Annotated in this window: 24 protein-coding genes, 2 pseudogenes and 1 other annotated feature; of the genes and pseudogenes, 17 read left to right on the forward strand and 9 right to left on the reverse strand. The window is 59.6% G+C overall.

Annotation, left to right across the window (positions count from 1 at the left end; all coding sequences use genetic code 11):
* Positions 1–9: 9 nt before the first annotated feature.
* Positions 10–873 (reverse strand): RNase RNM, encoded by an 864-nt coding sequence (gene rnm, locus ACLH1U_RS09880; RefSeq protein WP_023289327.1) that lies wholly within the window; start codon positions 871–873, stop codon positions 10–12.
* 159 nt (positions 874–1,032) lie between these two features.
* Positions 1,033–1,128 (forward strand) — a sequence feature (Trp leader region).
* A gap of 33 nt (positions 1,129–1,161) precedes the next feature.
* Between rnm and ACLH1U_RS09885 the strand changes: the two genes are divergently transcribed.
* From ACLH1U_RS09885 to trpA, 5 genes are read left to right on the forward strand one after another with little or no spacing between them, the layout of a single operon-like run.
* Positions 1,162–2,724, forward strand: coding sequence for an anthranilate synthase component 1 (locus ACLH1U_RS09885; RefSeq protein WP_023289326.1), 1,563 nt, complete (start codon positions 1,162–1,164; stop codon positions 2,722–2,724).
* On the forward strand, positions 2,724–4,319 hold the full coding sequence (gene trpD / locus ACLH1U_RS09890; RefSeq protein WP_023289325.1) for a bifunctional anthranilate synthase glutamate amidotransferase component TrpG/anthranilate phosphoribosyltransferase TrpD: 1,596 nt from the start codon (positions 2,724–2,726) through the stop codon (positions 4,317–4,319). Before ACLH1U_RS09885 ends, trpD begins: the two co-directional genes overlap by 1 nt.
* Positions 4,320–4,322: 3 nt before the next feature.
* Entirely contained in the window at positions 4,323–5,681 is a 1,359-nt protein-coding gene (trpCF, locus tag ACLH1U_RS09895; RefSeq protein WP_023289324.1) for a bifunctional indole-3-glycerol-phosphate synthase TrpC/phosphoribosylanthranilate isomerase TrpF, read from the forward strand.
* 9 nt (positions 5,682–5,690) lie between these two features.
* Entirely contained in the window at positions 5,691–6,884 is a 1,194-nt protein-coding gene (gene trpB / locus ACLH1U_RS09900) for a tryptophan synthase subunit beta (RefSeq protein ID WP_101861487.1), read from the forward strand.
* Positions 6,884–7,693 (forward strand): tryptophan synthase subunit alpha, encoded by an 810-nt coding sequence (gene trpA, locus ACLH1U_RS09905; RefSeq protein WP_023289322.1) that lies wholly within the window; start codon positions 6,884–6,886, stop codon positions 7,691–7,693. The genes trpB and trpA overlap by 1 nt, the downstream gene beginning before the upstream one ends.
* Before the next feature lie 3 nt (positions 7,694–7,696).
* Here the strand turns inward: trpA and ACLH1U_RS09910 are convergent.
* Positions 7,697–8,166, reverse strand: a pseudogene (locus ACLH1U_RS09910) (MarR family winged helix-turn-helix transcriptional regulator).
* Between the two features lie 171 nt (positions 8,167–8,337).
* Between ACLH1U_RS09910 and ACLH1U_RS09915 the strand changes: the two are divergent.
* The 3 genes and pseudogenes from ACLH1U_RS09915 to ybiX all read left to right on the forward strand — a co-directional run.
* Positions 8,338–8,667 (forward strand): annotated as a pseudogene (locus ACLH1U_RS09915) (short-chain dehydrogenase); the annotation flags it as partial.
* A 323-nt stretch (positions 8,668–8,990) separates the two neighbouring features.
* Positions 8,991–11,276 (forward strand): catecholate siderophore receptor Fiu, encoded by a 2,286-nt coding sequence (locus ACLH1U_RS09920; protein WP_102002083.1) that lies wholly within the window; start codon positions 8,991–8,993, stop codon positions 11,274–11,276.
* Between the two features lie 48 nt (positions 11,277–11,324).
* Positions 11,325–12,002, forward strand: a complete 678-nt coding sequence (gene ybiX, locus ACLH1U_RS09925; RefSeq protein WP_072422008.1) for a PKHD-type hydroxylase YbiX — start codon at positions 11,325–11,327, stop codon at positions 12,000–12,002.
* A gap of 78 nt (positions 12,003–12,080) precedes the next feature.
* On the opposite strand, the gene ompW is transcribed toward ybiX, so the two are convergent.
* Entirely contained in the window at positions 12,081–12,719 is a 639-nt protein-coding gene (gene ompW, locus ACLH1U_RS09930) for an outer membrane protein OmpW (protein WP_048334791.1), read from the reverse strand.
* A 269-nt stretch (positions 12,720–12,988) separates the two neighbouring features.
* On the opposite strand from ompW, the gene ACLH1U_RS09935 reads away from it, so the two are divergent.
* The 4 genes from ACLH1U_RS09935 to yciA all read left to right on the forward strand — a co-directional run bounded on the left by ACLH1U_RS09935 (position 12,989) and on the right by yciA (position 15,271).
* Positions 12,989–13,402, forward strand: a complete 414-nt coding sequence (locus tag ACLH1U_RS09935; protein WP_237902080.1) for a YkgJ family cysteine cluster protein — start codon at positions 12,989–12,991, stop codon at positions 13,400–13,402.
* 25 nt (positions 13,403–13,427) lie between these two features.
* Positions 13,428–14,171 (forward strand): YciC family protein, encoded by a 744-nt coding sequence (locus tag ACLH1U_RS09940; RefSeq protein ID WP_023289311.1) that lies wholly within the window; start codon positions 13,428–13,430, stop codon positions 14,169–14,171.
* Positions 14,172–14,225: 54 nt separating this feature from the next.
* Positions 14,226–14,765: a septation protein A gene (locus ACLH1U_RS09945; RefSeq protein WP_004203842.1), complete on the forward strand. Its 540-nt coding sequence runs from the start codon at positions 14,226–14,228 to the stop codon at positions 14,763–14,765.
* A gap of 107 nt (positions 14,766–14,872) precedes the next feature.
* Positions 14,873–15,271, forward strand: coding sequence for an acyl-CoA thioester hydrolase YciA (yciA, locus tag ACLH1U_RS09950; protein ID WP_002901629.1), 399 nt, complete (start codon positions 14,873–14,875; stop codon positions 15,269–15,271).
* A gap of 29 nt (positions 15,272–15,300) precedes the next feature.
* Here yciA and ACLH1U_RS09955 read toward each other — a convergent pair whose 3' ends face one another.
* Complete coding sequence (locus tag ACLH1U_RS09955) at positions 15,301–15,837, reverse strand: YniB family protein (RefSeq protein ID WP_023283571.1); 537 nt, start codon at positions 15,835–15,837, stop codon at positions 15,301–15,303.
* A 188-nt stretch (positions 15,838–16,025) separates the two neighbouring features.
* On the opposite strand from ACLH1U_RS09955, the gene hxpB reads away from it, so the two are divergent.
* The 4 genes from hxpB (at position 16,026) to ACLH1U_RS09975 (ending at position 19,814) form a co-directional block, all read left to right on the forward strand.
* Positions 16,026–16,694 (forward strand): hexitol phosphatase HxpB, encoded by a 669-nt coding sequence (gene hxpB, locus ACLH1U_RS09960; protein WP_017898668.1) that lies wholly within the window; start codon positions 16,026–16,028, stop codon positions 16,692–16,694.
* 149 nt (positions 16,695–16,843) lie between these two features.
* Positions 16,844–17,605, forward strand: a complete 762-nt coding sequence (kduD, locus tag ACLH1U_RS09965) for a 2-dehydro-3-deoxy-D-gluconate 5-dehydrogenase KduD (protein ID WP_032452531.1) — start codon at positions 16,844–16,846, stop codon at positions 17,603–17,605.
* 91 nt (positions 17,606–17,696) lie between these two features.
* Entirely contained in the window at positions 17,697–18,287 is a 591-nt protein-coding gene (locus tag ACLH1U_RS09970) for a metal-dependent hydrolase (protein WP_023289309.1), read from the forward strand.
* 135 nt (positions 18,288–18,422) lie between these two features.
* The gene (locus ACLH1U_RS09975) at positions 18,423–19,814 is read left to right on the forward strand and encodes an L-cystine transporter (RefSeq protein WP_411299227.1); all 1,392 of its coding nucleotides are present in this window, start codon (positions 18,423–18,425) and stop codon (positions 19,812–19,814) included.
* A 57-nt stretch (positions 19,815–19,871) separates the two neighbouring features.
* On the opposite strand, the gene cedA is transcribed toward ACLH1U_RS09975, so the two are convergent.
* Positions 19,872–20,126 (reverse strand): cell division activator CedA, encoded by a 255-nt coding sequence (gene cedA / locus ACLH1U_RS09980; RefSeq protein ID WP_008807754.1) that lies wholly within the window; start codon positions 20,124–20,126, stop codon positions 19,872–19,874.
* A gap of 190 nt (positions 20,127–20,316) precedes the next feature.
* Here cedA and katE point away from each other — a divergent pair, with 190 nt between their 5' ends.
* Positions 20,317–22,575: a catalase HPII gene (gene katE / locus ACLH1U_RS09985; RefSeq protein WP_023289306.1), complete on the forward strand. Its 2,259-nt coding sequence runs from the start codon at positions 20,317–20,319 to the stop codon at positions 22,573–22,575.
* Positions 22,576–22,631: 56 nt separating this feature from the next.
* Here katE and chbG read toward each other — a convergent pair whose 3' ends face one another.
* The 4 genes from chbG to chbA form a co-directional block, all read right to left on the reverse strand.
* Complete coding sequence (gene chbG, locus ACLH1U_RS09990) at positions 22,632–23,390, reverse strand: chitin disaccharide deacetylase (RefSeq protein WP_411299228.1); 759 nt, start codon at positions 23,388–23,390, stop codon at positions 22,632–22,634.
* A 12-nt stretch (positions 23,391–23,402) separates the two neighbouring features.
* Complete coding sequence (locus ACLH1U_RS09995; protein ID WP_186977433.1) at positions 23,403–24,749, reverse strand: 6-phospho-beta-glucosidase; 1,347 nt, start codon at positions 24,747–24,749, stop codon at positions 23,403–23,405.
* Between the two features lie 110 nt (positions 24,750–24,859).
* Positions 24,860–25,684 carry a transcriptional regulator ChbR gene (chbR, locus tag ACLH1U_RS10000; protein ID WP_004203825.1) on the reverse strand — a complete coding sequence of 275 codons (825 nt, stop codon included), beginning with the start codon at positions 25,682–25,684 and terminating at the stop codon, positions 24,860–24,862.
* A 27-nt stretch (positions 25,685–25,711) separates the two neighbouring features.
* Positions 25,712–26,059 carry a PTS N,N'-diacetylchitobiose transporter subunit IIA gene (chbA, locus tag ACLH1U_RS10005; protein WP_023289303.1) on the reverse strand — a complete coding sequence of 116 codons (348 nt, stop codon included), beginning with the start codon at positions 26,057–26,059 and terminating at the stop codon, positions 25,712–25,714.
* Positions 26,060–26,103: the final 44 nt, after the last annotated feature.

Consider the following 26,103-nt stretch of genomic DNA (forward strand, 5'->3'; position numbering starts at 1 on the left):
TCTCAATTTTTATTCGGCGGCCGCTTCCCAGCTGTGCCAGACGCCTTCGACGCCGGCAGGGAGCCAGAGCTTACGGCCAAGCTCGATCCACGCGCAGGGCTGATGGAAATCGGATCCCTGCGACGCCAGAAGACCAAACTGCACGGCCAGGGCGGCCAGTTGAGCGCGTTCGTGGGGCGCCTGCTGGCACTGGGCCACTTCCATGGCATCACCGCCCTGCTCGCTAAAGTGGGCCAACAGCCGCTTCAGCCACTTGGCGGAAAGATCGTAACGTCCGGGATGGGCTATCACCGCCTTGCCGCCAGAATGATGAATGACATCAATTGCTTGTTTTATTGTACACCACTGCGGCGGCACGTAACCGGTTTTCCCACGGGCAAGGTATTTTTTGAAGACCTCCGCCATGTTCTTCGCGTGGCCGGCCTCCACCAGAAAACGGGCAAAATGGCCGCGGGTGACGGCGCCACCGTCCGCCAGCCGCAGCGCCCCTTCCCAGGCGCCGGGGATGCGCGCCTTCTCCAGACGCTCGGCAATCATCTGGCCGCGCTGCTGGCGCCGCGCTTTCTGCTCCTCCAGCAGGGCGGTCATCGCCGGGTGCGCAATATCAATATTGAGACCCACAATATGAATCTCGTGATTCTCCCAGAGGGTGGAAATCTCGACGCCGTTCACCAGGGTCAAGGGTAATCCGGCGCGGGCAATCTCTTCCCGGGCCGCCGGGATAGCCGCCACGCTGTCATGGTCGGTGATCGCCAGCGTGCCAACGCGCATCTCATGGGCGCGATGGACCAGTTCCTGCGGAGTCAGCCGCCCGTCAGAGGCGGTGGTATGGCTGTGCAGATCGTAAATCACTGCGTATTGGCTGTCGCTCAAAAGGACTCCTGCTGGACATCAACGTAAATAAGCGCATTATCATACCGACAGGCAGAGAAAATCTGCAAACAAGGGTTGACTTTATTCCATCGAACTAGTTAACTAGTACGCAAGTTCACATGAAGGGGTATCACGATGAAAATGCACTTTATCACTCTGCACAGCTGGTGGCGCACCTCCTGATAACGGGCGGCGTGATCGCGTTTTGCATTCAGCATACAGATACCCGGCCCGCCAATGAGCGGGCTTTTTATTGGACAAAAATAATACGAACAGGCGAGAACAATAATGCAAACATCCAAACCGGCACTCGAGCTTCTCACCAGCGACGCCATCTACCGGGAGAACCCGACGGCGTTATTCCACCAACTGTGCGGCGCCCGTCCGGCCACCCTGCTGCTGGAATCGGCTGACATCGACAGCAAAGATGACTTAAAAAGCCTGCTGCTGGTCGACAGCGCGCTGCGCATCACTGCCCTCGGTGACACTGTCACCATTCAGGCCCTCTCCGCCAACGGCGCCGCGCTGCTGGAGCTGCTGGACGGCGCGCTGCCCTCCGGGATCGCCAATCAGCGCCAGCCCAATGGCCGCATCCTGACCTTCCCGGCGGTCAGCTCCCTGCTCGATGAAGACGCCCGCCTCTGCTCGCTGTCAGTGTTTGACGCCTTCCGTCTCCTGCAGGAGCTGGTGACCGTCCCGGCCAACGAGCGTGAAGCGATGTTCTTCGGCGGCCTGTTCGCCTATGACCTGGTGGCCGGCTTTGAAGATCTGCCGCCGCTGCAGAGCGACACCGCCTGCCCGGACTACTGTTTCTATCTGGCGGAGACCCTGCTGGTCATCGACCATCAGACCAAGCATACCCGCATTCAGGCGAGCCTGTTCACGCCGCTGGAGAGTGAAAAACAGCGCCTGGAGCAGCGCCTGAGCCAGCTGCGCCAGCAGCTGAACGAGCCGCCGCTGCCGCTGCCGGTCACCACCGTGGCCGAAATGCGCTGCGACGTTGACCAGAGCGATGAAGAGTACGGCGCGGTGGTGCGCAAAATGCAGCGCGCGATCCGCGCCGGGGAAATCTTCCAGGTGGTCCCTTCCCGCCGCTTCTCGCTGCCCTGCCCGTCGCCGCTGGCCGCCTATGATGTGCTGAAGAAGAGTAACCCCAGCCCGTATATGTTCTTTATGCAGGACAACGATTTCACCCTGTTCGGCGCCTCGCCGGAGAGCTCGCTGAAGTACGATGCCGTCAGCCGTCAGATTGAGATCTACCCCATCGCCGGCACCCGGCCGCGCGGCCGCCGCGCCGACGGTTCGCTGGATCGCGATCTCGACAGCCGTATCGAACTGGAAATGCGCACCGATCACAAAGAGCTTTCCGAGCACCTGATGCTGGTGGACCTGGCGCGCAACGATCTGGCCCGCATCTGCACCCCGGGCAGCCGCTATGTCGCCGATTTAACCAAGGTTGACCGTTACTCCTTTGTCATGCATCTGGTCTCCCGGGTGGTGGGTGAACTGCGTCAGGATCTTGATGTGCTGCACGCCTACCGCGCCTGCATGAACATGGGCACTCTCAGCGGCGCGCCGAAGGTTCGCGCCATGCAGTTGATTGCCGCCGCCGAAGGTAAACGACGCGGCAGCTACGGCGGCGCGGTGGGCTATTTCACCGCCCACGGCGACCTCGACACCTGCATCGTCATCCGTTCCGCCTACGTGCAGGAGGGTATCGCTACCGTCCAGGCCGGAGCCGGCATTGTGCTCGACTCGGTTCCCCAGTCGGAAGCGGATGAGACCCGAAATAAAGCCCGCGCGGTGCTGCGCGCCATTGCCCAGGCCCATCACGCGAAGGAGATTTTCTGATGGCTGACATTCTGCTGCTCGATAATATCGATTCTTTCACCTATAACCTGGCAGACCAGCTGCGCGCCAACGGCCATAACGTGGTGATTTACCGTAACTCCGTTCCGGCGCAGGCGCTGATTGAGCGTCTGGGCACCATGGACAACCCGGTGCTGATGCTCTCCCCTGGCCCGGGTACGCCAAGCGAAGCCGGCTGCATGCCGGAATTGCTGACCCGCATGCGGGGCAAGCTGCCGATCATCGGCATCTGCCTCGGCCACCAGGCCATTGTTGAAGCCTACGGCGGCTATGTCGGCCAGGCGGGCGAGATCCTCCATGGCAAAGCCTCCAGCATTGAGCACGACGGCCAGGCGATGTTTGCCGGTCTGGCTAACCCGCTGCCGGTGGCGCGCTACCACTCGCTGGTCGGCAGCAATATTCCCGCCGGGCTGACGATTAACGCCAATTTCAACGGCATGGTGATGGCGGTGCGTCACGATGCTGACCGGGTGTGCGGCTTCCAGTTCCACCCGGAATCGATCCTCACCACCCAGGGCGCGCGACTGCTGGAGCAGACTCTGGCCTGGGCGCTGCAGAAGCTGGAGCATACCAACACCCTCCAGCCGATCCTGGAGAAACTGTACCAGGCGGAAACCCTGAGTCAGCAGGAGAGCCACCAGCTGTTCTCCGCCGTGGTGCGCGGCGAAGTGAAGCCTGAACAGCTGGCCGCCGCGCTGGTCAGCATGAAAGTGCGCGGCGAGCAGCCGCAGGAAATTGCCGGCGCCGCCACCGCGCTACTGGAAAACGCCGCGCCGTTCCCGCGCCCGGACTATCTGTTTGCCGACATCGTCGGCACCGGTGGCGACGGCAGTAACAGCATTAATATCTCCACCGCCAGCGCGTTTGTCGCCGCCGCCTGTGGATTGAAAGTGGCGAAGCACGGCAACCGCAGCGTCTCCAGTAAATCAGGCTCTTCCGACCTGCTGGCGGCCTTCGGCATTAATCTCGATATGAACGCCGATAAATCCCGCGCGGCGCTCGATGAGCTGGGCGTCTGCTTCCTGTTCGCGCCGAAGTATCACACCGGTTTCCGCCACGCGATGCCGGTCCGTCAGCAGTTGAAGACCCGTACCCTGTTTAACGTACTGGGACCGCTGATCAACCCGGCGCATCCGCCGCTGGCGCTGATTGGCGTCTACAGCCCGGAGCTGGTGTTGCCGATTGCGGAAACCCTGCGCGTACTCGGTTATCAGCGCGCGGCCGTGGTGCACAGCGGCGGGATGGATGAAGTCTCGCTGCATGCGCCCACGGTGGTCGCCGAGCTGCATGCCGGGGAAATCAAAAGCTATCAGCTGACCGCCGACGACTTCGGCCTGACGCCTTACCATCAGGCGCAGCTGGCGGGCGGTACGCCGGAAGAAAACCGTGACATTCTGACGCGCTTGCTACAAGGTAAAGGTGAAGCCGCTCACGAAGCCGCCGTCGCCGCCAACGTCGCCATGTTGATGCGTTTACACGGGCATGAAGATCTGAAAGCTAACGCTCAGCAGGTACTGGATGTGCTGCACAGCGGCGCGGCCTATGACAGAGTGACCGCCTTAGCGGCAAGAGGGTAAAGAATGCAGACCGTTTTAGCAAAAATCGTTGCCGACAAAGCGATTTGGGTGGAAGCCCGCAAACAACAACAACCGTTAGCCAGTTTTCAGAATGAGGTCGTCCCGACGCAGCGCAATTTCTATGACGCGCTGGCCGGCACCCGCACCGCGTTTATTCTCGAGTGCAAAAAGGCCTCGCCGTCGAAGGGGTTGATTCGCGAAGATTTCGATCCGGCGGCGATCGCCAGCATCTACAAACACTACGCCTCGGCGATCTCGGTGCTGTGTGATGAGAAATATTTCCAGGGCAGCTTCGATTTTCTGCCGATCGTCAGCAAGGTCGCGCCGCAGCCGATCCTGTGTAAGGACTTCACCATCGACCCTTACCAGATCTACCTGGCGCGCTACTATCAGGCCGACGCCTGCCTGCTGATGCTCTCGGTGCTCGACGATGAACAGTATCGTCAGCTCTCCGCGGTGGCTCACAGCCTGAATATGGGCGTGCTGACCGAAGTCAGCAACGAAGAGGAGCTGGAGCGCGCCATCGCTCTGAAGGCGAAGGTGGTGGGCATTAACAACCGCGACCTGCGCGATATGTCGATTGACCTTAACCGCACCCGTCAGCTGGCGGCGCGTCTCGGCCCGGATGTCACGGTGATCAGCGAATCCGGCATCCATACCTATGCCGAAGTGCGTGAGCTGAGCCACTTCGCCAACGGCTTCCTGATCGGCTCCGCCCTGATGGAGCAGGCGGATCTGGAAGCGGCGGTCAAACGCGTGCTGCTCGGCGAGAACAAAGTGTGCGGCCTGACGCGCCCACAGGATGCCCAGGTGGCCTGGGAGTCCGGCGCCATTTACGGCGGCCTGATCTTCGTCCCGACCTCGCCGCGGGCGGTAAATGATGCCCAGGCCAAAGCGGTGATCGCCGCCGCGCCGCTGCAGTACGTCGGCGTCTTCCGCAATGCGCCGCTGGACGAGGTGGTCGCCCGCGCCCAGGCCTTGGGGCTGGCCGCCGTGCAGCTGCACGGTGATGAAGACCAGGCCTATATCGACGCGCTGCGCGACGCCCTCGCGGATAACGTCCGCATCTGGAAGGCGTTGAGCGTTGGCGAAACCTTGCCGGCCCGTACACTCCGCCATGTCGATAAGTATCTGCTCGACAACGGCCAGGGCGGCAGCGGCCAGCGTTTTGACTGGAGCCTGCTGCAGGGCCAGGATCTGCGCAACGTTATGCTGGCCGGCGGCCTCGGCGCCGATAACTGTGTGGAAGCGGCCAAAAGCGGCTGTGCCGGACTCGATTTCAATTCAGGCGTAGAGTCGCAACCCGGGATTAAAGACGCCAGCAAGCTGGCCTCCGTTTTCCAGACGCTGCGCGCATATTAAGGAGCAATAATGAGCACTTTACTGAACCCCTACTTCGGCGAATTCGGCGGCATGTATGTGCCGCAGATCCTGATGCCCGCCCTGCGCCAGCTGGAAGAAGCCTTTGTCAGCGCGCAGAAGGACCCGGCCTTTCAGGCGGAATTCACCGACCTGCTGAAAAACTACGCCGGTCGTCCGACGGCCCTGACCAAATGCCGGAACCTGACCGAAGGGACCCGCACCACCCTGTACCTGAAACGCGAAGATCTGCTGCACGGCGGCGCGCACAAAACCAACCAGGTACTGGGCCAGGCTCTGCTGGCCAAACGGATGGGCAAAACCGAAATTATCGCCGAGACCGGCGCCGGCCAGCACGGCGTCGCCTCAGCGCTGGCCAGCGCCCTGCTCGGCCTGAAATGCCGTATCTACATGGGCGCTAAGGACGTCGAGCGCCAGTCGCCGAACGTCTTCCGTATGCGCCTGATGGGCGCCGAAGTGATCCCGGTGCACAGCGGTTCCGCCACGCTGAAAGATGCCTGTAACGAGGCGCTGCGCGACTGGTCCGGCAGCTACGAGAAGGCGCACTATATGCTGGGCACCGCCGCCGGTCCGCACCCGTTCCCAACCATCGTGCGTGAATTCCAGCGCATGATTGGCGAAGAGACCAAAGCGCAGATCCTCGAAAAAGAGGGACGCCTGCCGGACGCGGTGATCGCCTGCGTCGGCGGCGGGTCAAACGCCATCGGCATGTTCGCTGATTTTATCGAGGAAACCCAAGTCGGCCTGATCGGCGTGGAGCCTGCCGGGCACGGTATCGAAAGCGGGGAGCACGGCGCGCCGCTGAAGCATGGTCGTGTTGGGATCTACTTCGGCATGAAGTCGCCGATGATGCAAACCGCCGACGGCCAGATCGAGGAATCTTACTCCATTTCCGCCGGGCTGGACTTCCCGTCCGTTGGGCCGCAGCACGCGTTTCTGAACAGCACCGGGCGCGCCGACTATGTGTCGATCACCGACGACGAAGCGCTGGACGCGTTCAAAGCGCTCTCCCGCCACGAAGGGATCATCCCGGCGCTGGAGTCCTCGCACGCCCTGGCCCACGCGCTGAAGATGATGCGCGAAAACCCGGAAAAAGAGCAGCTGCTGGTGGTTAACCTCTCCGGCCGCGGCGATAAAGACATTTTCACCGTACACGACATCCTGAAAGCGCGAGGGGAAATCTGATGGAACGCTATGAGACGCTGTTTGCCCAACTAAAAAACCGCCAGGAAGGCGCCTTCGTCCCCTTTGTGACCCTTGGCGATCCGGGACCGGAGCAGTCGCTGAAAATTATCGATGCGCTGATCGAAGGCGGCGCCGATGCCCTTGAGCTGGGGATCCCCTTCTCCGACCCGCTGGCGGACGGCCCGACCATCCAGGGCGCGGCCCTGCGCGCCTTCGCCGCGGGGGTGACCCCGGCGCAGTGCTTTGAGATGCTGGCGGCGATCCGCCAGAAGCATCCGACGATCCCAATCGGCCTGCTGATGTACGCCAACCTCGTCTTCAGCCCGGGTATCGATGAGTTCTATGCCCAGTGCGCCCGCGTCGGCGTCGACTCGGTGCTGGTCGCCGACGTGCCGGTGGAAGAGTCCGCCCCGTTCCGCCAGGCGGCGATGCGCCATAACATCGCGCCGATTTTCATCTGCCCGCCCAATGCGGATGACGATTTACTGCGCCAGATTGCCTCATATGGCCGCGGCTACACCTATCTGCTGTCGCGCGCCGGGGTGACGGGTGCGGAAAATCGCGCTGCGCTGCCGCTGCACCATCTGGTGGAGAAGCTGGCGGAATATCACGCCGCACCGCCGCTGCAGGGCTTTGGCATCTCCGCGCCGGAGCAGGTGAGCGCCGCCATTGACGCCGGCGCCGCCGGGGCGATCTCCGGTTCCGCCATCGTCAAAATCATCGAACGCCATCTTGATGAGCCGCAGGCCATGCTCGACGAGCTGAAAGCCTTCGTCCAGAGCCTGAAGGCGGCGACCAAAACCGCCTGACCGTCAGCCGCCCGGTCTTGCGCCGGGCGGCGATGATTTCTGCAAACTGTCGGCGTATTTGCGCGTTAAGCGAAACAGCGCCAGCCCCTCCTCTTCCGACCTCTGCGCCAGCGCCTGATTCATCAACCGCCGCCGCGCCACAGCGATCCTGTCGATAATCTGTTGTCCGTTGGCGCTAAGCGTCACTTCGCTGATCCGTCGGGCATGACGGTTCGGTTGCTTACAGGCGAGCCCCTGGGCTTCCAGTTTCTTCACCTGGCGACTGACGGTGGTGTTATCGCGCCCTAAATGATCCGCCAGCTCCCCCCCACCGGGCCATGGCGCCCTACCGCCACCAGCAGCGGAAACAGCATCTGTTCCAGCTGGACGCCAGCCGCCTGGAGGATCTGCTCATCGCGCACCGGCTGGTTCATCACGCTAATGATATCCAGCAGCGCACGGTCTTTACCCTTGGATAAAAATCGCTTCCGCACAAAAGATGGGGTTGATATCTTAAATGAGAAATATTATCTTTCTCATTACTGAATAGTTGAGTAAATAACTCAGGTATTCAGTACGACATTGCTCACATTGCTTCCAGTATTTTTGCCCGCACTTGTGCGGGCTTTTTTTTACTCACAACACACCTCACGCACCAGCTGTCGCAGCCAGCGGTCAAGCCGCAGGGGCTGCTGGGCGTGATGTCCTCCGGCCAGGGCAGTCTGACGAACAATCTCGGCGGCCAGCGGGAGCTCTACCGCGGAAGTAAAGCCGCGCTGAATATGTTCATGCGCAGCTTCGCCGCTCGCCCCACCTCGGCCTCCCACCCGCTGGTAGTGATGGCTCCGGGATGGATCCGCACCGAGCTCGGCGGGGCCGACATCCCCCTGACCATCGAAGAGACCATCCCACGCCTGGTGAACGTCCTGCTCGACAAGCAGCGGCGCCCGGGACTGGAGTATCTGAATTACCAGGGCCGCACGGTGCCCTGGTAAGCCCGCCGGGACGCCTGCCTCCGGGCGTCCTCCGGCGCCCGCCCGTCGTCATTGATCCCAGATCACCACGCCATGTACCGCTTTGTCCCGCCGCCTTTGCCGAGCTAATCCGCCTTTTTTGTTCAAAATTTATGAAATTTGTAAACGGTGGTGAAGAAATCAGTTTAAACGTCAACTTTTCTGTGTAAATATTAAGGCGAATGATAACTATTCTTTTTATCATTTATAGAGTCACGCCGGGTCAGCGCAAGCCAGACGACGAATAACGTCGCTTTTGCGCGGCGTGATATGTGCGAATAACTAAAAATAAGCCTGCATTTATCATGGAAAAAAACGCTTCTCTGCCGTTTGGCAGTTTCAACTCATTGGCATTGTTTACGGGTCTGTGTCTGGGGGCCGCGCCGGCAACCGGCATGGCAGCGGAAAAATCAGTCAAAAATAATGAAGAGACGCTGGTGGTGGAAGCCGCCCCGCCTTCGCTTTATTCTCCCGGGGTCTCCGCCGATCCCAAGTTTAATAAACCGCTGGTGGATACCACTCGCACCATCACCGTGATCCCCGAACAGGTCATTAAAGATCAGGGCGTCACCAACCTGACTGACGCCCTCAAGAACGTCCCTGGCGTCGGGGCGTTTTACGCCGGGGAGAATGGCAGCTCAACCACCGGGGACGCCATCTTTATGCGCGGCGTGGACACCTCCAACAGTATTTATGTGGACGGCATTCGCGATATCGGCAGCGTGACGCGGGATACCTTCAATACCCAGCAGGTGGAAGTCATCAAAGGGCCCGCCGGCACGGACTATGGCCGCAGCGCCCCCTCCGGCTCGATCAATATGATCAGCAAGCAGCCGCGCCTTGACTCCGGGATCGACGGTTCGGCCAGCATCGGCAGCGCCTGGTCGCGCAGGGGTACCCTTGATCTTAACCAGGCCTTCGGCGACAACGCCGCGTTTCGCCTCAACCTGATGGGCGAAAAAACTCACGACGCCGGCCGGGATAAGATTGAGAACGAGCGCTACGGCATCGCTCCGTCGCTGGCCTTTGGCCTCGATACGCCCACCCGTCTGTATCTGAACTATCTCCACGTCCGGCAGAACAACACCCCGGATGGCGGGATCCCCACCGTCGGCCTGCCGGGCTATTCAGCGCCTTCGCCGAAGTATGCCGCGCTCAATTCCGCCGGTAAGGTCAATACCAGCAATTTCTATGGCACCGACTCCGATTACGATAAATCCACCACTGACAGCGGCACCCTGCGCTTCGAACACGATCTGACGGACAATACCACCGTGCGCAATACCACCCGCTGGTCGCGGGTGAAGCAGGAGTATCTCCTGACTGCGGTGATGGGCGGCGCGAGCAATATCACTGCCCCCGACATCAATGACGTCAACACCTGGAGCTGGTCACGGCTGGTTAATACCAAAGATGTCAGCAACCGCATTCTGACCAACCAGACCAATATCACCTCGACCTTCAATACCGGCTCGATAGGCCATGACGTCAGCGCCGGCGTGGAGTTTACCCGGGAAAACCAGACCAACTATGGCGTCAACGCCCTGACCGCCCCGGCGGTGAATCTCTATCATCCGGTGAGCAGCCTGTCGATTGGCGGGCTGGACAGAAACGGGGCGAACGCCAACGGCCAGACCGATACCTTCGGCATTTATGCCTTCGATACGCTGGCGCTGACCGATCGGGTTGAGGTCAACGGCGGGCTGCGTCTCGACAGTTACCATACCAAATATGACAGCGCCACCGCCTGCGGCGGCAGCGGACGCGGGGCTGTCGCCTGCCCGCCAGGACAGTCGACCGGCAGCCCGGTCACCACAGTCGATACCGCCAAATCCGGTAACCTGGTTAACTGGAAGGCCGGAGCGCTGTATCGCTTAACCGAGCAGGGCAATATCTACGTCAACTATGCCATCTCGCAGCAACCGCCGGGGGGCAGCAGCTTCGCGCTGGCCGCCAGCGGCAGCGGCAACAGCGCCAACCGGACCGACTTTAAACCGCAGAAGGCGAAATCCAGCGAACTGGGCACCAAGTGGCAGATCCTCGACAAGCGCCTGCTGCTCAGCGCGGCGTTATTCCGTACCGATATTGAAAACGAAGTGGCCGCTAACGATGACGGAACCTGGTCGCAATACGGCAAAAAGCGCGTGGAGGGGTATGAGCTCTCCGCGACCGGGAACCTGACACCGGACTGGACGATCATCGCCGGCTACACCCAGCAGCATGCCAAGGTGACGGAGGGGCAGAATGTGGCGCAGGATGGCTCTTCCGCGCTGGCCTACACTCCGAAACATGCCTTTACGCTGTGGACGCAGTATCAGGCCACCAGCGATTTGTCCGTCGGCGGCGGCGTGCGCTATGTCGGAAGCCTGCGCCGGGGCAGCGATGGCGCGGTGGGTACCCCGGATCACACCGAGGGCTACTGGGTCGCCGACGCCAAACTGGGCTATCGGGTCAACAGCAACCTCGATCTGCAGCTCAATATGTACAACCTGTTTGATACCGATTACGTGGCTTCCATCAACAAGAGCGGCTATCGCTATCATCCGGGCGAACCCCGTACCTTTATGCTGACGGCGAACGTCCATTTCTGAGTCTGTACGTGGGGCCATCGCGCCCCACCTTTTTGAGAGGACACCGCAATGATGTATCACATTCCTGACGTGCTAACGGCGGACCAGGTGGCTGAATATGCCCGCCGGCTGGCGCAGGCCGAATGGGTTGACGGGCGGGTTACCGTCGGCAGCCAGGGGGCGACCGTCAAACAAAACCAACAGATCGATACCCGCACGCCGCTGTACGCCCGTCTGCAGGCCGCCGTACTCGACGCGCTGCGCGGCCATCCGCAGTTTTTTTCCGCCGCGCTGCCGCGGACGATTTCCGCACCGTTGTTTAATCGCTACGGGCCGGGGGAGACCTACGGCTTTCATGTCGATGGCGCGGTGCGTCAGAACGGCGAAGCGGGCTGGATGCGGACCGATTTATCGGCGACGCTGTTTCTCTGCGAACCGGAAAGCTATGAGGGGGGCGAACTGGTCATTGAAGACACCTATGGCCAGCATCGGGTGAAGCTCCCGGCCGGGCATCTGGTGCTCTATCCCGCCAGCAGCCTGCACTGCGTCACCCCGGTCACCCGCGGCGTACGCCAGGCCTCTTTCCTGTGGATCCAGTCGATGGTCCGCGACGATAAGCAGCGCGCGATGCTCTACGACCTGGACCGCACGATCCAGTCGCTCAAAACGCGCTTTGGCGACGGAGAAGAGGTGCTCTCCCTGCTCAATATGTATCACAACCTGCTGCGCCAGTGGACGGAAGTGTGATCCGCAGGCGAAGGGGTATCGCAGGGAGGAGTGAGGAGGCAACAAACTGGCCGTCCGCTGGCCAGTTTGCAGCAGGCGTTAGAACCGATAGCCTGCAGAGAACATAAACACCCACGGATCCAGGCGGGTGCTGACTTTCTGGTCCACGCCGTTGGCTTTGAATTTCACATCGGTATCGATATCCATGTACCACACCGACATATTCAGCAGCCAGTCACGGTTAATCAGGTAATCGAGGCCGACCTGCCCTGCCGCGCCCCAGGAGTCCTTCAGGCTCAGATCGGAAAGCCCGGCCGCCTTGCCGTTATCGTTAAAGTCTTCATTAAAGAAGGTGGTGTAGTTAATCCCCGCCCCCACGTAAGGGCGCACCTTGCTTTGCGCATCGCCAAAGTACCACTGCGCCATCAGGGTGGGTGGCAACTGATGGACGGTGGCGATGGTGCCGGTGGGCCCGGTACCAACCTTATGGCGGAACGGCGTTGCCGCCAGCAGTTCCACGCCGATGTTATCGGTCGCCATATAGGTAAAGGTTAAACCCAACTGAGTGTTGTTACTGACGTTGAAACCGCCCAGGCTGCCTAACACATTGTCAGAGCCCTCCGTCGGTCGGACGGTGGCGGTCCCGGCGCGAATGAAAAATTCACCCGCTTCATGCGCCCAGACGCTGCCGGTGGAAAGAGTGCTTAGAATTAATGCCGCCGCTGCTAACTTCTTCATGTCCACTTCCTCATTATGGTTTTTCAGCGCGGCCAAATATACCTATAACGAGTTACGTTTGATCTGTTTTAGATCACACTAAAACCTTAGATTTAACATTTATTGATCCAGATTAATTTTTGATACCGATCGCAATACGCTGAATCCTTCACACATCAATTTTCACTTTTCGCGAAAAAAATTATTTCTGCCCCTCTTGCCGCCGCTGAGGCGGCTGGATAAGTTAACTGCCGACAATCTGTGTTGATGCGTTTTTTTCAGGTGTAATTATGAGTGAAATCAACCCGTGCATGACGTGCGGTGCCTGTTGTGCGTATTTTCGTGTCTCTTTCTACTGGGCGGAAGCCGACGACGCGGGTGGCCTGGTGCCCTCCGCGCTGACCGAGCCGCTAACCCCTTTCCTGCGCTGCATGAGCGGCACCAATCAACGCCAGGGCCGCTGCGTGGCGCTATCGGGCGAGATCGGCGACGCCGTCCACTGCTCTATCTATGAAAACCGTCCCTCGCCATGTCGCGAATTCGCCATGTCCGGGGAAGATGGCGAGGAAAACGACGCCTGCAACCGGGCGCGAGCGCGCTATGGCCTGCCGCCATTGCGGCCTCTTTACAAAGATATACCTGCCCTGACCGGCGCAGAGAGTGCTACGACGGAACGATTTGCGGTACAATCGCCGGCTAGTTAACACCTGCGACACTCAAGGAGAATGCATGTCTATCACGGCGAAGTCCGTCTACCGTGACACCGGGAATTTTTTTCGTAATCAGTTCATTACCATTTTGCTGATTGCGCTGTTGTGCGCGTTCATTACGGTAGTACTTGGCCATGCCTTTTCACCCAGCGACGAGCAGCTGTCGATACTCAGCGAAGGCGATAACCTCGCCGGTAGCGCAGGCCTGTTCGAGCTGGTGCAGAATATGACGCCGGAGCAGCAGCAGGTTCTGCTGCGCGCCTCGGCGGCATCGACCTTCTCGGGTCTGGTGGGCAATGCGATCCTCGCCGGCGGCGTCCTGCTGCTCATCCAGCTGGTCTCTGCCGGTCATCGCGTCAGCGCTCTGCGCGCTATCGGCGCCTCGGCGCCGGTGCTGCCGAAGCTGCTGCTGTTGATCCTCTTCACCACCTTCCTGGTGCAGATGGGGATGATGTTAGTGCTGGTGCCCGGCGTCCTGTTGGCCATTGTGCTGGCCTTTGCGCCGATCATGCTGGTGCAGGACAAAATGGGCATCCTCAGCGCCATGCGCAGCAGCATGCGTCTGGCCTGGGCCAATTTGCGGCTGGTGGCGCCGGCCATTATCGGCTGGCTGGTGGCGAAAACCCTGCTGCTGCTGTTCGCTTCCAGCTTTGCCGTGCTAACGCCGAACGTCGGCGCGGTGGTCATCAACACCATCAGCAACCTGATTTCCGCCCTGTTGCTGATCTATTTATTCCGCGTGTATATGCTTATCCGTAGCTAATTTTAACCTGGACCGGGAAATTTCCCGGTCCGTCCTGACAGACGGGATCGATGTATGAAGCAGTTTCTGGATTTTTTACCGCTGGTGGTCTTCTTCGCCTTCTACAAGCTTTACGATATCTACGCCGCTACCACGGCGCTGATTGTGGCGACCGCCATCGTGCTGATCTACAGCTGGGTGCGCTACCGTAAAATCGAAAAAATGGCGCTGATCACCTTCGTGCTGGTGGCCGTCTTCGGCGGATTAACGCTCTTCTTCCACAATGATGAGTTTATTAAATGGAAGGTGACGGTGATCTATGCGCTGTTCGCCGGCGCGCTGCTGTTCAGCCAGTGGGTAATGAAAAAGCCGCTTATCCAGCGCATGCTGGGTAAAGAGCTGACCCTGCCGCAGCAGGTCTGGTCGCGTCTAAACCTGGCGTGGGCGGCGTTTTTTATCCTCTGTGGGCTGGCTAATATCTATATCGCCTTCTGGTTGCCGCAGAATATCTGGGTTAACTTTAAGGTCTTCGGTTTAACCGCTCTCACGCTGGTCTTTACCTTGCTGAGCGGGATCTACATCTACCGCCATATGCCGCAGGACGACCACCACTAACTCCCCGGCAGCCTGCGCCCGCCTCCGCGGGCGCTATCCCCTATTCTCTCTCCGCCGTTTTCATAGTAGCATCCCGCTGATCGTCTTTGACCACAACAGAGTAGAGCATGACAACAACAGATCTCGCCCCGAAGGGCGAAATGGTTTTACGCACCCTGGCAATGCCGGCGGATACTAATGCCAACGGGGATATTTTTGGCGGCTGGCTGATGTCGCAGATGGATATCGGCGGCGCCATTATGGCCAAAGAGATCGCCCAGGGTCGCGTGGTGACCGTGCGCGTGGATGGGATGACCTTTTTACGCCCGGTGGCCGTCGGCGACGTGGTGTGCTGCTATGCCCGCTGCGTGAAGCGCGGCAATACCTCGGTGACCATAAACATCGAAGTGTGGGTGAAAAAAGTCTCTTCAGAACCGATTGGCCAGCGCTACAAGGCGACGGAAGCGCTGTTTATCTACGTTGCCGTCGATAATCAGGGTAAACCACGCCCTCTGCCGGCGGAATAAGATGGCGCCCGGCTAACCGGGCACCTGGCTTAGAGAAAGCCCAGCAGCGAGAAGAAGAAGTAGCCGATGACAATTACGATCACCGGCAGCACGTACAGCGGGAAATACTGCACCAGGATCGTATGTCGCGGCACCACAATGCGTTCGGCGAGCTGCTCGCGAGTTAACCCTTCCGCGCCTTTCGCCTGCTCGAGGATCAGCTGATCCTCAATCCCCTCGCGGAGAAATTTCGCCTGCCGCGCCATCCGCGCGCCGGAGGCCTGCAGCGCCATACCGACGAACACCAGAATGAAGATAATCCAGAAGCCGATGTTCAGGCTGTGGTGGAAATCCGGCAGCGGTGAGTTGTACCAGAAAAAGTTCAGGAACGGCGTGTTAAAGCGCATCATCTCAATCATGACGTGCGCAAAATCCATCATTACCGCGTCAATGCCGGGTTTCTTTTCACTGTGCTCATACATAAATTTGAGGACAGAAATCAGCGTCGACAGCACGGCGGGAATAAAGATGACCCATCCCAAAATACGTTTGATGACCGCAATGCGTCCAGCTTGTTGGTACGTCATGAGTTCCCCTTGTTAAAGACGCGTTAGTGGTTCGCCTGCCGCCCGTTGCGTGGCGCAGGCGCTCCTCGCTTACCCGAATGTGTCGGGTATAAGTCTATCTTCCACGGCGAATTTCGCCCAATAATGCGCGGTATGATATACCATGAATGCCGATTCGTTTATCTGATTACGCAACAGGAGAAGGACATATGTCAGCGAAGCGCCGCATTGAGGCTGCGATTTTTGATATGGACGGGTTGCTGATTGACTCTGAGCCGCTTTGGGATCAGGCGGAGGTCGAGGTCATGGAGAGCCTGGGGGTGGATACCCGCCGCCGCGATGAACTGCCCGACCTGCTGGGTCTGCGAATCGACCTGGTGGTGGATCTGTGGTACGCGCAGCAACCGTGGCGCGGCGTGGACCGCGCGGAAGCCACCGCGCGCATTATCCGTCGCGCCATCGAACTGGTGGAAGCCTCACGTCCGCTGCTGCCGGGGGTGCGCGAGGCGGTGGCCCTGTGTAAAGCCCAGGGGTTGAAGGTTGGGCTGGCCTCAGCCTCGCCGCTGGTGATGCTGGAGAAAGTGCTCAATATGTTCGAGCTGCGCGATCAGTTTGATGCCCTCGCCTCGGCGGAGCATCTACCCTGGAGCAAACCGCACCCGCAGGTGTATCTCAACTGCGCCGCCGCCCTCGGGGTCGACCCACAGCGCTGCGTCGCGCTGGAGGACTCGGTCAACGGCATGATCGCCAGCAAAGCTGCACGCATGCGCGCTATCGTGGTGCCGGAAGCGGAGAACAGCCGCGACCCGCGCTTTGTGCTGGCGGACGTCAAGCTGCCGTCACTGCAGGCCCTGACCGTCGAGGCGCTGCTCGGATAAGGCCGCTGGCGGCTGACGCGATCGCCGTCACGCCGCCGGCAATAAAATCAAAACAGCGTTTCATTTTAATTGTAATTTTGTTTTCCTGCCTCTATGCTGGGCACAGGTGGCGTCATCGTACGCCTGAAGATCAGCACGCAGAGGTGAATATGGTACTGAACGCCTTCGACCTGACGGGTAAGGTCGCCATCGTGACCGGTTGCGATACCGGCCTGGGACAGGGAATGACGCTGGGCCTGGCGCAGGCCGGATGCGATATCGTCGGCATCAACCGCAAAATTCCCCACGACACGGCCGCGCAGGTTGAGGCGCTGGGCCGCCGCTTTCATGCCATTCAGGCGGATCTCAGCCATCAGGATGATATGACCGTTCTGGTCGACCAGGCGGTGGCGGCGATGGGCCGGGTCGATATTCTGGTTAACAACGCCGGGATTATCCGCCGCCATGACGCCCTGACCTTCACGGAAAGCGACTGGGACGCGGTCATCGATCTGAATTTGAAAGCGGTTTTCTTCCTCTGCCAGGCGGTCGCCAGGCAGTTCATTCGCCAGGGTGAAGGCGGGAAAATTATTAACATCGCCTCGATGCTCTCGTTTCAGGGCGGGATCCGCGTCCCCTCTTATACCGCCTCGAAAAGCGGCGTGCTGGGCCTGACCCGCCTGCTGGCCAACGAATGGGCTGGTCAGGGTATCAACGTCAACGCCATTGCGCCCGGGTATATGGCCACTAATAACACCCAGGCGCTGCGCGAAGATGAAGAGCGTAACCAGGCAATCCTTGAGCGTATCCCCGCCGGTCGCTGGGGGGTGCCGGGTGACCTGCAGGGGCCGGCGGTGTTTCTCGCCTCGTCCGCCGCCGACTATATTCATGGCTATACCCTGGCCGTCGACGGCGGATGGCTGGCGCGCTGAGAATTTGTGACAAAGAGTTACACCGTCACCTCTTCCGTGCACTGTATAAAAACCCTATACTGTATGAATCGACAGTTTAGGGTGTGTTATCATGACGGCGGAAGGCCATCTCTTCTTTTCAATCGCCTGCGCAGTATTTGCCAAAAACGCAGAGTTAACGCCGGTGCTGGCGCAGGGCGACTGGTGGCATATTGTGCCCTCCGCGGTCTTGACCTGCCTGCTGCCGGACATCGATCACCCAAAGTCGTTTCTTGGCCAGCGGCTGAGCTGGATCTCCAGGCCCGTGGCGCGGGCCTTTGGCCACCGCGGCTTCACCCACAGCCTGCTGGCGGTGTTTGGCGCGCTGACGCTATTCTACCTCAAGGTGCCTGACAGCTGGATTGTCCCGGCGGACGCCCTCCAGGGCCTGGTGCTGGGCTATCTCAGCCACATTCTCGCCGATATGCTCACCCCCGCCGGAGTGCCGCTGCTATGGCCGTGTCGCTGGCGCTTCCGGCTGCCGATCCTTGCGCCGCGCAAAGGCAACCAGCTGGAGCGCGCCTTATGCATGGCGCTATTCGTCTATGCCGTCTGGATGCCGCAGACGCTGGCGGACAACAGCGCGATACGCTGGTCTTCCGGGGTGATTAATTCCCTGCAGATCACCTTCAATCGCTTCATAAGTCACCAGAGTGGGCGATAAACCGGCAGAAAACACCATTTGGTTATAACCCATTCCATTTGAATATAAGTCCTTGATAACGCCTTCTGCTAACCTTGCGGTCATAAGAGCTGGTTATCCACCAGCCCAGGTTATAAAAATATCAGGAGAACGGGGATGAACTTTCCATTAATAGCGAACGTAGTCGTGTTCGCCGTATTGCTGTTTGCGCTGGGGCAAACTCGCCATAAACAGTGGAGCCTGGCCAGGAAGGTCTTGGTCGGCCTGGCGATTGGCGTGATCTTCGGTCTGGCGCTACAGCTGATCTATGGGTCTGACAGCCAGGTGCTGAAAGACTCCATCCAGTGGTTCAATATCGTCGGCAACGGTTATGTCCAGCTGCTGCAAATGATCGTTATGCCGCTGGTCTTCGCGTCAATCCTTAGCGCCGTGGCCCGCCTGCACAATGCCTCGCAGCTGGGGAAAATCAGTTTCCTGAGCATCGGTACTCTGCTGTTCACCACCATGATCGCCGCCCTGGTTGGCGTGCTGGTGACCAACATGTTCGGCCTCACCGCCGAGGGGCTGGTCCAGGGCAGCGCGGAGACCGCCCGTCTGAACGCCATTCAGAGCAACTATGTGGGTAAAGTGGCCGATCTCAGCGTCCCGCAGCTGATCCTCTCCTTCGTGCCGAAGAACCCGTTTGCTGACCTCACCGGGGCTAACCCGACCTCGATCATCAGCATCGTCATTTTCTCGGCCTTCCTCGGCGTCGCAGCCCTGAAGCTGCTGAAAGAGGATGTGGAAAAAGGCCAGCGCGTACTGACCGCCATCGATACCCTGCAGGGCTGGGTGATGAAGCTGGTTCGTCTGGTGATGCAGCTGACCCCTTACGGCGTGCTGGCGCTGATGACCAAAGTGGTTGCCGGGTCGAATCTACAGGATATCATCAAGCTTGGCGGCTTCGTGGTGGCCTCGTACATCGCGCTGGGCATCATGTTTGTCGTTCACGGCCTGCTGCTGGCGATTAACGGCATCAGCCCGCTGAAGTACTTCCGTAAAGTCTGGCCGGTGATCACCTTCGCCTTCACCAGCCGCTCCAGCGCCGCCTCCATTCCACTGAACGTGGAAGCGCAGACCCGTCGTCTCGGCGTACCGGAGTCGATTGCCAGCTTCTCCGCCTCCTTTGGCGCCACCATTGGTCAGAACGGCTGCGCCGGTATCTACCCGGCCATGCTGGCGGTGATGGTCGCACCCACCGTAGGCATCAACCCGCTGGATCCGATGTGGATTGCCACCCTTGTGGGCATCGTCACCGTCAGCTCGGCGGGCGTCGCCGGGGTGGGCGGCGGGGCCACCTTCGCCGCGCTGATCGTCCTGCCGGCGATGGGCCTGCCGGTGACCCTCGTGGCGCTGCTGATCTCCGTCGAACCCCTGATCGATATGGGGCGTACCGCGCTGAACGTTAACGGCTCCATGACCGCCGGGACGCTGACCAGCCAGTGGCTGCGCCAGACCGACAAGTCGATTTTCGATAGCGAAGAAGAGGCCGAACTGGCGCATCGCTAAACGGTAAGCACAAAAAAACCGCTGATAATCAGCGGTTTTTTTATTTCTGCAGCAGATTCAGGCTTCAATCTCACCTTCCTGACGCACCTGGTTAGCCCAGCGCTGCGCCGACTCCGGCACGCTGAACGCCGGTGAACGGCGGAAATGCTCCCCCATCAGCAGAAAGGCGACATACTTCCCGCGCAAAATCCAGACATCGCGAAAATGGTCCATTTTCACGGCATGTTCCGGGGGCGCAGGCTCCACGCGCGGCACGTAGCTAATGACAGGGCGATTTTGTTGGCGCAATGGTTTCATAACAAATGGATTCACTAAGCAAAGCGGGAAACAGAAACCTCTATCATAGCCGATTGTGGTCCCGTTCGTCGCCCCCCTGCCGCCGATGCGCATTTTAGGATAACTCCCTGCCCCCTCGCCGGGCGCAGCCAGCGTAATGTTCTATAGTTAGAAGGGTTTTGGTTTATCAACGACCACTTTTAGCAATGAAAGCAGGAGACGAGCAATGTCTGATAAGCACCCAAACCCGCACCACCAGCAGGCACCGGTTCACGGCAGCGAGGAAGCGCAGCCGGGTCTCGACTCGCTGGCGCCGGATGACCGGGAGTGGCGCCCCACGCCGAAACCCACCGCCCCTGGCGCTGAACCGACCGCCCCTGGCAGCCTGAAAGCGCCTGATACCCACAGCAGCAAACTTGACGCCCTGGAGCCGCAGCGCAAAGGCGGAGAAGACTATCCGCTGACCACCAACCAGGGCGTGCGCATTGCCGACGATCAGAACTCGCTGCGCGCCGGCGCCCGCGGCCCAACGCTGCTGGAAGATTTCATTCTGCGGGAGAAGATCACCCACTTCGACCATGAGCGAATTCCGGAGCGTATCGTACATGCCCGCGGCTCAGCGGCCCACGGTTACTTCCAGCCCTACAAAAGTCTGACAGCGTTGACCAAAGCCGATTTTCTCTCGGCAGCCGATAAAATCACCCCGGTCTTTGTGCGCTTCTCCACCGTGCAGGGCGGCGCGGGGTCGGCGGACACCGTTCGCGATATTCGCGGCTTCGCCACCAAGTTTTACACCGACGAGGGGATTTTTGACCTCGTCGGCAACAACACCCCGGTCTTCTTCATTCAGGACGCGCTGAAGTTTCCCGACTTTGTCCACGCCGTGAAGCCTGAGCCCCACTGGGCCATACCCCAGGGACAAAGCGCTCACGACACCTTCTGGGACTACGTTTCCCTGCAGCCGGAAACGCTGCACAACGTGATGTGGGCGATGTCCGATCGCGGCATCCCGCGCAGCTATCGCACCATGGAAGGCTTCGGGATCCACACCTTCCGCCTGATCAATGCCGAGGGCAAAGCCACCTTTGTTCGCTTCCACTGGAAACCGGTCGCCGGCAAGGCGTCGCTGGTGTGGGATGAAGCGCAGAAGCTGACCGGCCGTGACCCCGATTTTCATCGCCGCGATCTGTGGGAGGCCATTGAAGCCGGGGACTACCCGGAATTTGAGCTCGGGCTGCAGCTGATCCCCGAGGAGAACGAATTTGATTTTGACTTCGACCTGTTAGATCCCACCAAGCTGATCCCTGAGGCGCTGGTGCCGGTGCAACGGGTCGGCAAAATGGTCCTCAACCGCAACCCGGACAACTTCTTTGCCGAGAACGAACAGGCGGCCTTCCATCCCGGGCATATCGTACCGGGCATCGATTTCAGCAACGATCCGCTGCTGCAGGGACGTCTCTTCTCCTACACCGATACGCAGATTAGCCGCCTCGGCGGACCGAATTTCCATGAAATCCCGATCAACCGGCCAACCTGCCCGTACCACAACTTCCAGCGCGACGGTATGCACCGGATGGAGATTGACACCAACCCGGCCAACTACGAACCCAACTCGATCAACGACAACTGGCCGCGCGAGACGCCGCCAGCCGCCAAACGCGGCGGTTTCGAGTCCCTTGCCGAACGCGTCGACGGCGAGAAGATCCGCCAGCGCAGCCCTTCATTCGGCGAATATTACGCCCAGCCGCGTCTGTTCTGGCTGAGCCAGACGCCGATTGAGCAGCAGCATATTATCGATGGCTTCAGCTTCGAGCTCAGCAAAGTGGTCCGCACCTGGATCCGCGAGCGGGTGGTCGATCACCTGGCCCATATTGATACCCGGCTGGCGGAAGCGGTCGGGGCGAATTTAGGTATCGAACTGAGCGATGAGCAGCGCAGCCTCACTCTGCCCTCCCCGGTCAACGGCGTGGAGAAAGATCCCACCCTCAGCCTCTATGCGGACGCCGAAGGGGATGTGAAAGGTCGCGTGGTGGCGGTGCTGCTCAATGAGCGTACCTCGGCGCAGGACCTGGTCCATCTCCTGCAGGCGCTACAGGCTCAGGGCGTGCACAGTAAACTGCTCTATTCGCGGATGGGCGAGGTCATCGCCGACGATGGTTCTCCCGTGCCGATCGCCGGCACCTTCGCCGGTTCCCCATCGCTGACGGTGGATGCCGTGGTGGTGCCCGGCGGCGACCTCAGCGCCCTGAGCCAGAGCGGCGATGCGCGCTACTACCTGCTGGAGGCCTATAAGCACCTGAAGCCGATCCTGCTGGCAGGCGATGCGCGGCAGTTAACGTCGGTTCTCCAGGTCCCGGCCCAGGGCGAAGAGGGCGTCATCGTTACCGATGCTCTCGACACCCCGGCGGCAGATAAACTGCTCGCGCTGATGACGGCCCACCGGGTGTGGTCGAGAAGCCCGAAAATCGCCGCTATTCCGGCGTAGCAAAAAGCCCGGCACGGTGTGCCGGGCTTGACTCACTTTCCTTTCCCCCGTCGGGCTTACACGTCGCGGTAGGTTCCCAGGCGATAACCCCGGTCGGCCACCGCCGCTTTCAGCGAGGCAGAGGTCAGCACATCAAGCTCGCCCAGCCGCGGGTAGCAGTAGGCGCTGCCCATGATGGTCTGGTCGACAAAGGCCGGATGACACATCACCTCCAGGGAGCGCTCCTCGCGGGCGATTGAGGCGTCCAGCGTCTGCAGGAACAGCGCCTCAGAGACGGCTTCCCCATAAAACTCGCTGCTGAAGCCTGCGCTGCTGCGCGCCGCCTGCTGATCGAGACCGCTCTGCGCCGCCACCTGGCGATCGATGCGCAACGCGATGCCCTTGTCGCGGGCAAAAGCGGCGACGATGGGATAGATCGGGGCGATCATATGCACATGGTGATGGCTGTCGAGATGCGTCGGCTCATGGCCGAAGAGATCGATAAAACGACGGTACTGACACGCCAGCTCATGGGCAATCTCCTCCAGCGGCAGGGTATCTTCTTCCGCCTGCTGCCAGATCCATTTGCCCAGCCGGCCGTCGCGGGTTAACCCCAGCATGGCCGACAGCGGTTCGCCCAGCGTCAGCACAAAGTGCATCCCGACCGCCAGCTCCGGCGTACTGCGGCTCAGCTGGGCGGCGTGGTCAATAGCCGCGCCGTTGACCAGCGCCGTAGTCGATGTCACCACGCCGTTGCGGCAGGCTTCGATAATGCCGTAGTTCTGCCCTTTACTGAGGCCGAAGTCGTCGGCGTTGACGATCAATACCCGTTCCATTTGCCGCTCCCGTTACGCTTTCAGTTTTTCGATCGTCGCCGCAAAGTTCGGCAGCCATTTTTCATGAGCCAGAATCATCTCCCGCGCCAGCTGCTCGGCGTCACGATCGGAATGGATCAGCGGGCTTAAGTTCAGCGCCAGCAGCACGTCGTTCAGCTCGCCGCTGATCGCCGCCCGGCTGGCCGCCACTTCAAACCCTTTGATGGTGTAGATAAGCCCCAGCACCTTTTCGTCGAAATGGGTGATGCGCGGCGTCGGCTTCGCGCCATCGCGACCTAAGGTGCAGCTCATCTCGACCGCCCAGTCCGCCGGGATATTATCGATATGGCCATGATGCGGGATATTCACATAGTGCTCAGTCTGCTTGTCGTTATAGATAGCGTTGATCACTTCGCAAGCGGCATCGGAGTAATAGGCGCCGCCGCGCTGCTCCAGCTCCTTCGGCTTGACCTTGAGATCCGGATTTTTATACAGCTCGAACAGCTGCTTCTCCACCTTCTGCACCACCTGGGCGCGCGCGCCGCCCTTATAGTACTCGCCCATCTCAATCGCCAGCATCTCTTTTGGCTTAAAGTAATAGAGCAGATAGGAGCATGGGATCAGGCGCAGGGAGCGGATCAGCCCCTCGCTAAACGGCAGGTCGAAGATATTTTTTACCGAGTTCGCGGTCAGGCGGCCGGAGGCAACGCCGTCCAGCAGTTCATCGAAGCGCGAGACACCGTTAACCAGCACGTCGCGGACGAACACCAGGTGGTTCAGACCGAACAGGTCGATGTTCAGCTCATCGCTCGGGCTGAGCTGCAGCACGTCGGTGATGAACATCTTCATGCCGATGGGAATGTTGCACACGCCGATAAAGCGTTTGAAACTGGTGTGGCGATAGACCGCCTCGGTGACCATGCCCGCCGGGTTGGTGAAGTTAATGATCCATGCGTCCGGGCAGATCTCCTGCACATCTTTCACGATGTCGAAAATCACCGGGATGGTACGCAGCCCTTTAAACAGCCCGCCCGCCCCGTTGGTCTCCTGGCCAAGATAGCCGTGGCTCAGCGGGATGCGCTCATCTTTTTCACGCGCCTTCAGCTGGCCCACCCGCAGCTGGGTGGTAACGAAATCCGCGCCCTGCAGCGCCTCGCGGCGGTCCAGCGTTTTATAAACCTTCATCGGCACGCCGGCTTTTTCCACCATCCGCTCGCACAGCGCATGGATAATATCGAGCTTCTCCTGGCCCTCTTCCACATCCACCAGCCACAGCTCTGTCACCGGCAGTTCATGATAACGTTTCAGGAAACCTTCCAGTAATTCCGGGGTATAGCTGCTACCGCCGCCAATGGTGACGACTTTTAATTTCTGGCTCATTTTTTTCTCCCTTAGGCGCTGCGCCTGGGCGCAGGCCGCTCTCCGCATAAATGCGGACAGTTAACTTAAATTAGTTACGGTGTAAGCCGGGCGGCTAATACCGCGCGGGTTTAATTAATACTGGTCAAATGTTTGCGATAACTGCTCGGCGTAAACGAGGTCAGCTTTTTAAAGGTTTTAATAAACAGGCTCGGGCTGCTGTACCCTGATTCATAGGCAATATCCGTCACCGAATAGTTGGTAATTTCCAGCTGCTTTTTGGCAAAGTTGATACGGATATCGTTAATTATCTGCATCGGCGTTTTACCATAATAACGCTGGGTCGCCCGGGTTAAATATTCCTGCGTTTTGCCCGATAGCCGAACCATATTCTCGAGGGCGCTCTCGCCAAACTCCAGTTTATCGTGCATGGCCTCAACGGTATTTTTTAACCATTGTGGAACGACGTCTGCAACCGGCTCTTCGCGATAGTGACGTAAACGGTTAATGACATAAAAGGAGACCAGTTCGATAAATTCGTCAAATTCCGTTTCGCGAAAATTGAGTGAGGCAATGACCGACTCAATATAGCCGAGAAAAGCGCTCTGCACGGCATAGACCTGCGACGCCACCAGGCCAAACGGCAGCAGCGGCAGATAGTGTTTCTCAAAGAAGCGCCTGCTGATGCCGACGTTAAGGATGCGCGTCGCACCAAATTCGTAGAAGCTCTGGTGGTGCGAGCCCATCGGGATAAAGACAAAATCCCCGCGCTCCAGCAGCACCCGTTTGCCATTGATCTCCTGGTAATAGCGCCCGGTTAATACGACGGTAAATTCGTAGTAATCATGCTGGTGGAGCCCGCTCACGCTTTCCGTTTTGTTATAGATGACCACATGAAAGTTCTTCCCGTTGAACAACTGCTGTTCTCTGGCGGTACTGATCTCGGTGGTCATCATCCTGGGCTGCCTCATCGTCGTGATGGCCTATTGTACCTTCTCGTGCAGCTCAATCAATTCCGCAACCAGCTCGCGGGCCAGCATGGAGGTCATCAGGTGATCCTGAGCATGCACCAGCACCAGGCTGACCTTCATTTTCCCTTCGCCCTCGTCGCTTTCGATAAGCTGGGTCTGCACGCGATGCGCCTCGCTCAGCGCCTGACGCGACTGCTCCATCATCGATTTCGCCGCGGCAAAATCCCCCTGCTTGGCCTGTTTTAGCGCGGCATAGGCCAGGCTACGGGCTTGTCCTGAGTTGATAATCAACCCCATCACCACCTCTTCGAGGTCGTTTTCCGGGGTCTCTACCGCGTCGATGTTGTCCAGATCAAACATAATATTTCCCTCATTTCTCAGGCGGTACGGGACGCTGCCCGTAC

Source organism: Klebsiella sp. 1SOBk5mer (assembly GCF_046603115.1).
Classification (GTDB): domain Bacteria; phylum Pseudomonadota; class Gammaproteobacteria; order Enterobacterales; family Enterobacteriaceae; genus Klebsiella; species Klebsiella quasipneumoniae.

Coding starts and splice junctions, on each gene's coding strand:
- ompW (WP_048334791.1), bottom strand. CDS start 12,719: ATGAAGAAGTTAGCAGCGGCGGCATTAATTCTAAGCACTCTTTCCACC.
- trpCF (WP_023289324.1), top strand. CDS start 4,323: ATGCAGACCGTTTTAGCAAAAATCGTTGCCGACAAAGCGATTTGGGTG.
- trpB (WP_101861487.1), top strand. CDS start 5,691: ATGAGCACTTTACTGAACCCCTACTTCGGCGAATTCGGCGGCATGTAT.
- chbA (WP_023289303.1), bottom strand. CDS start 26,059: ATGTTTGATCTGGACAACATCGACGCGGTAGAGACCCCGGAAAACGAC.
- ACLH1U_RS09995 (WP_186977433.1), bottom strand. CDS start 24,749: ATGAGCCAGAAATTAAAAGTCGTCACCATTGGCGGCGGTAGCAGCTAT.
- ACLH1U_RS09970 (WP_023289309.1), top strand. CDS start 17,697: ATGACGGCGGAAGGCCATCTCTTCTTTTCAATCGCCTGCGCAGTATTT.
- kduD (WP_032452531.1), top strand. CDS start 16,844: ATGGTACTGAACGCCTTCGACCTGACGGGTAAGGTCGCCATCGTGACC.
- ACLH1U_RS09955 (WP_023283571.1), bottom strand. CDS start 15,837: ATGACGTACCAACAAGCTGGACGCATTGCGGTCATCAAACGTATTTTG.
- ACLH1U_RS09940 (WP_023289311.1), top strand. CDS start 13,428: ATGTCTATCACGGCGAAGTCCGTCTACCGTGACACCGGGAATTTTTTT.
- trpD (WP_023289325.1), top strand. CDS start 2,724: ATGGCTGACATTCTGCTGCTCGATAATATCGATTCTTTCACCTATAAC.
- ACLH1U_RS09945 (WP_004203842.1), top strand. CDS start 14,226: ATGAAGCAGTTTCTGGATTTTTTACCGCTGGTGGTCTTCTTCGCCTTC.
- ybiX (WP_072422008.1), top strand. CDS start 11,325: ATGATGTATCACATTCCTGACGTGCTAACGGCGGACCAGGTGGCTGAA.
- chbR (WP_004203825.1), bottom strand. CDS start 25,684: ATGATGACCACCGAGATCAGTACCGCCAGAGAACAGCAGTTGTTCAAC.
- katE (WP_023289306.1), top strand. CDS start 20,317: ATGTCTGATAAGCACCCAAACCCGCACCACCAGCAGGCACCGGTTCAC.
- ACLH1U_RS09920 (WP_102002083.1), top strand. CDS start 8,991: ATGGAAAAAAACGCTTCTCTGCCGTTTGGCAGTTTCAACTCATTGGCA.
- hxpB (WP_017898668.1), top strand. CDS start 16,026: ATGTCAGCGAAGCGCCGCATTGAGGCTGCGATTTTTGATATGGACGGG.
- ACLH1U_RS09975 (WP_411299227.1), top strand. CDS start 18,423: ATGAACTTTCCATTAATAGCGAACGTAGTCGTGTTCGCCGTATTGCTG.
- yciA (WP_002901629.1), top strand. CDS start 14,873: ATGACAACAACAGATCTCGCCCCGAAGGGCGAAATGGTTTTACGCACC.
- ACLH1U_RS09885 (WP_023289326.1), top strand. CDS start 1,162: ATGCAAACATCCAAACCGGCACTCGAGCTTCTCACCAGCGACGCCATC.
- ACLH1U_RS09935 (WP_237902080.1), top strand. CDS start 12,989: ATGAGTGAAATCAACCCGTGCATGACGTGCGGTGCCTGTTGTGCGTAT.
- trpA (WP_023289322.1), top strand. CDS start 6,884: ATGGAACGCTATGAGACGCTGTTTGCCCAACTAAAAAACCGCCAGGAA.
- chbG (WP_411299228.1), bottom strand. CDS start 23,390: ATGGAACGGGTATTGATCGTCAACGCCGACGACTTCGGCCTCAGTAAA.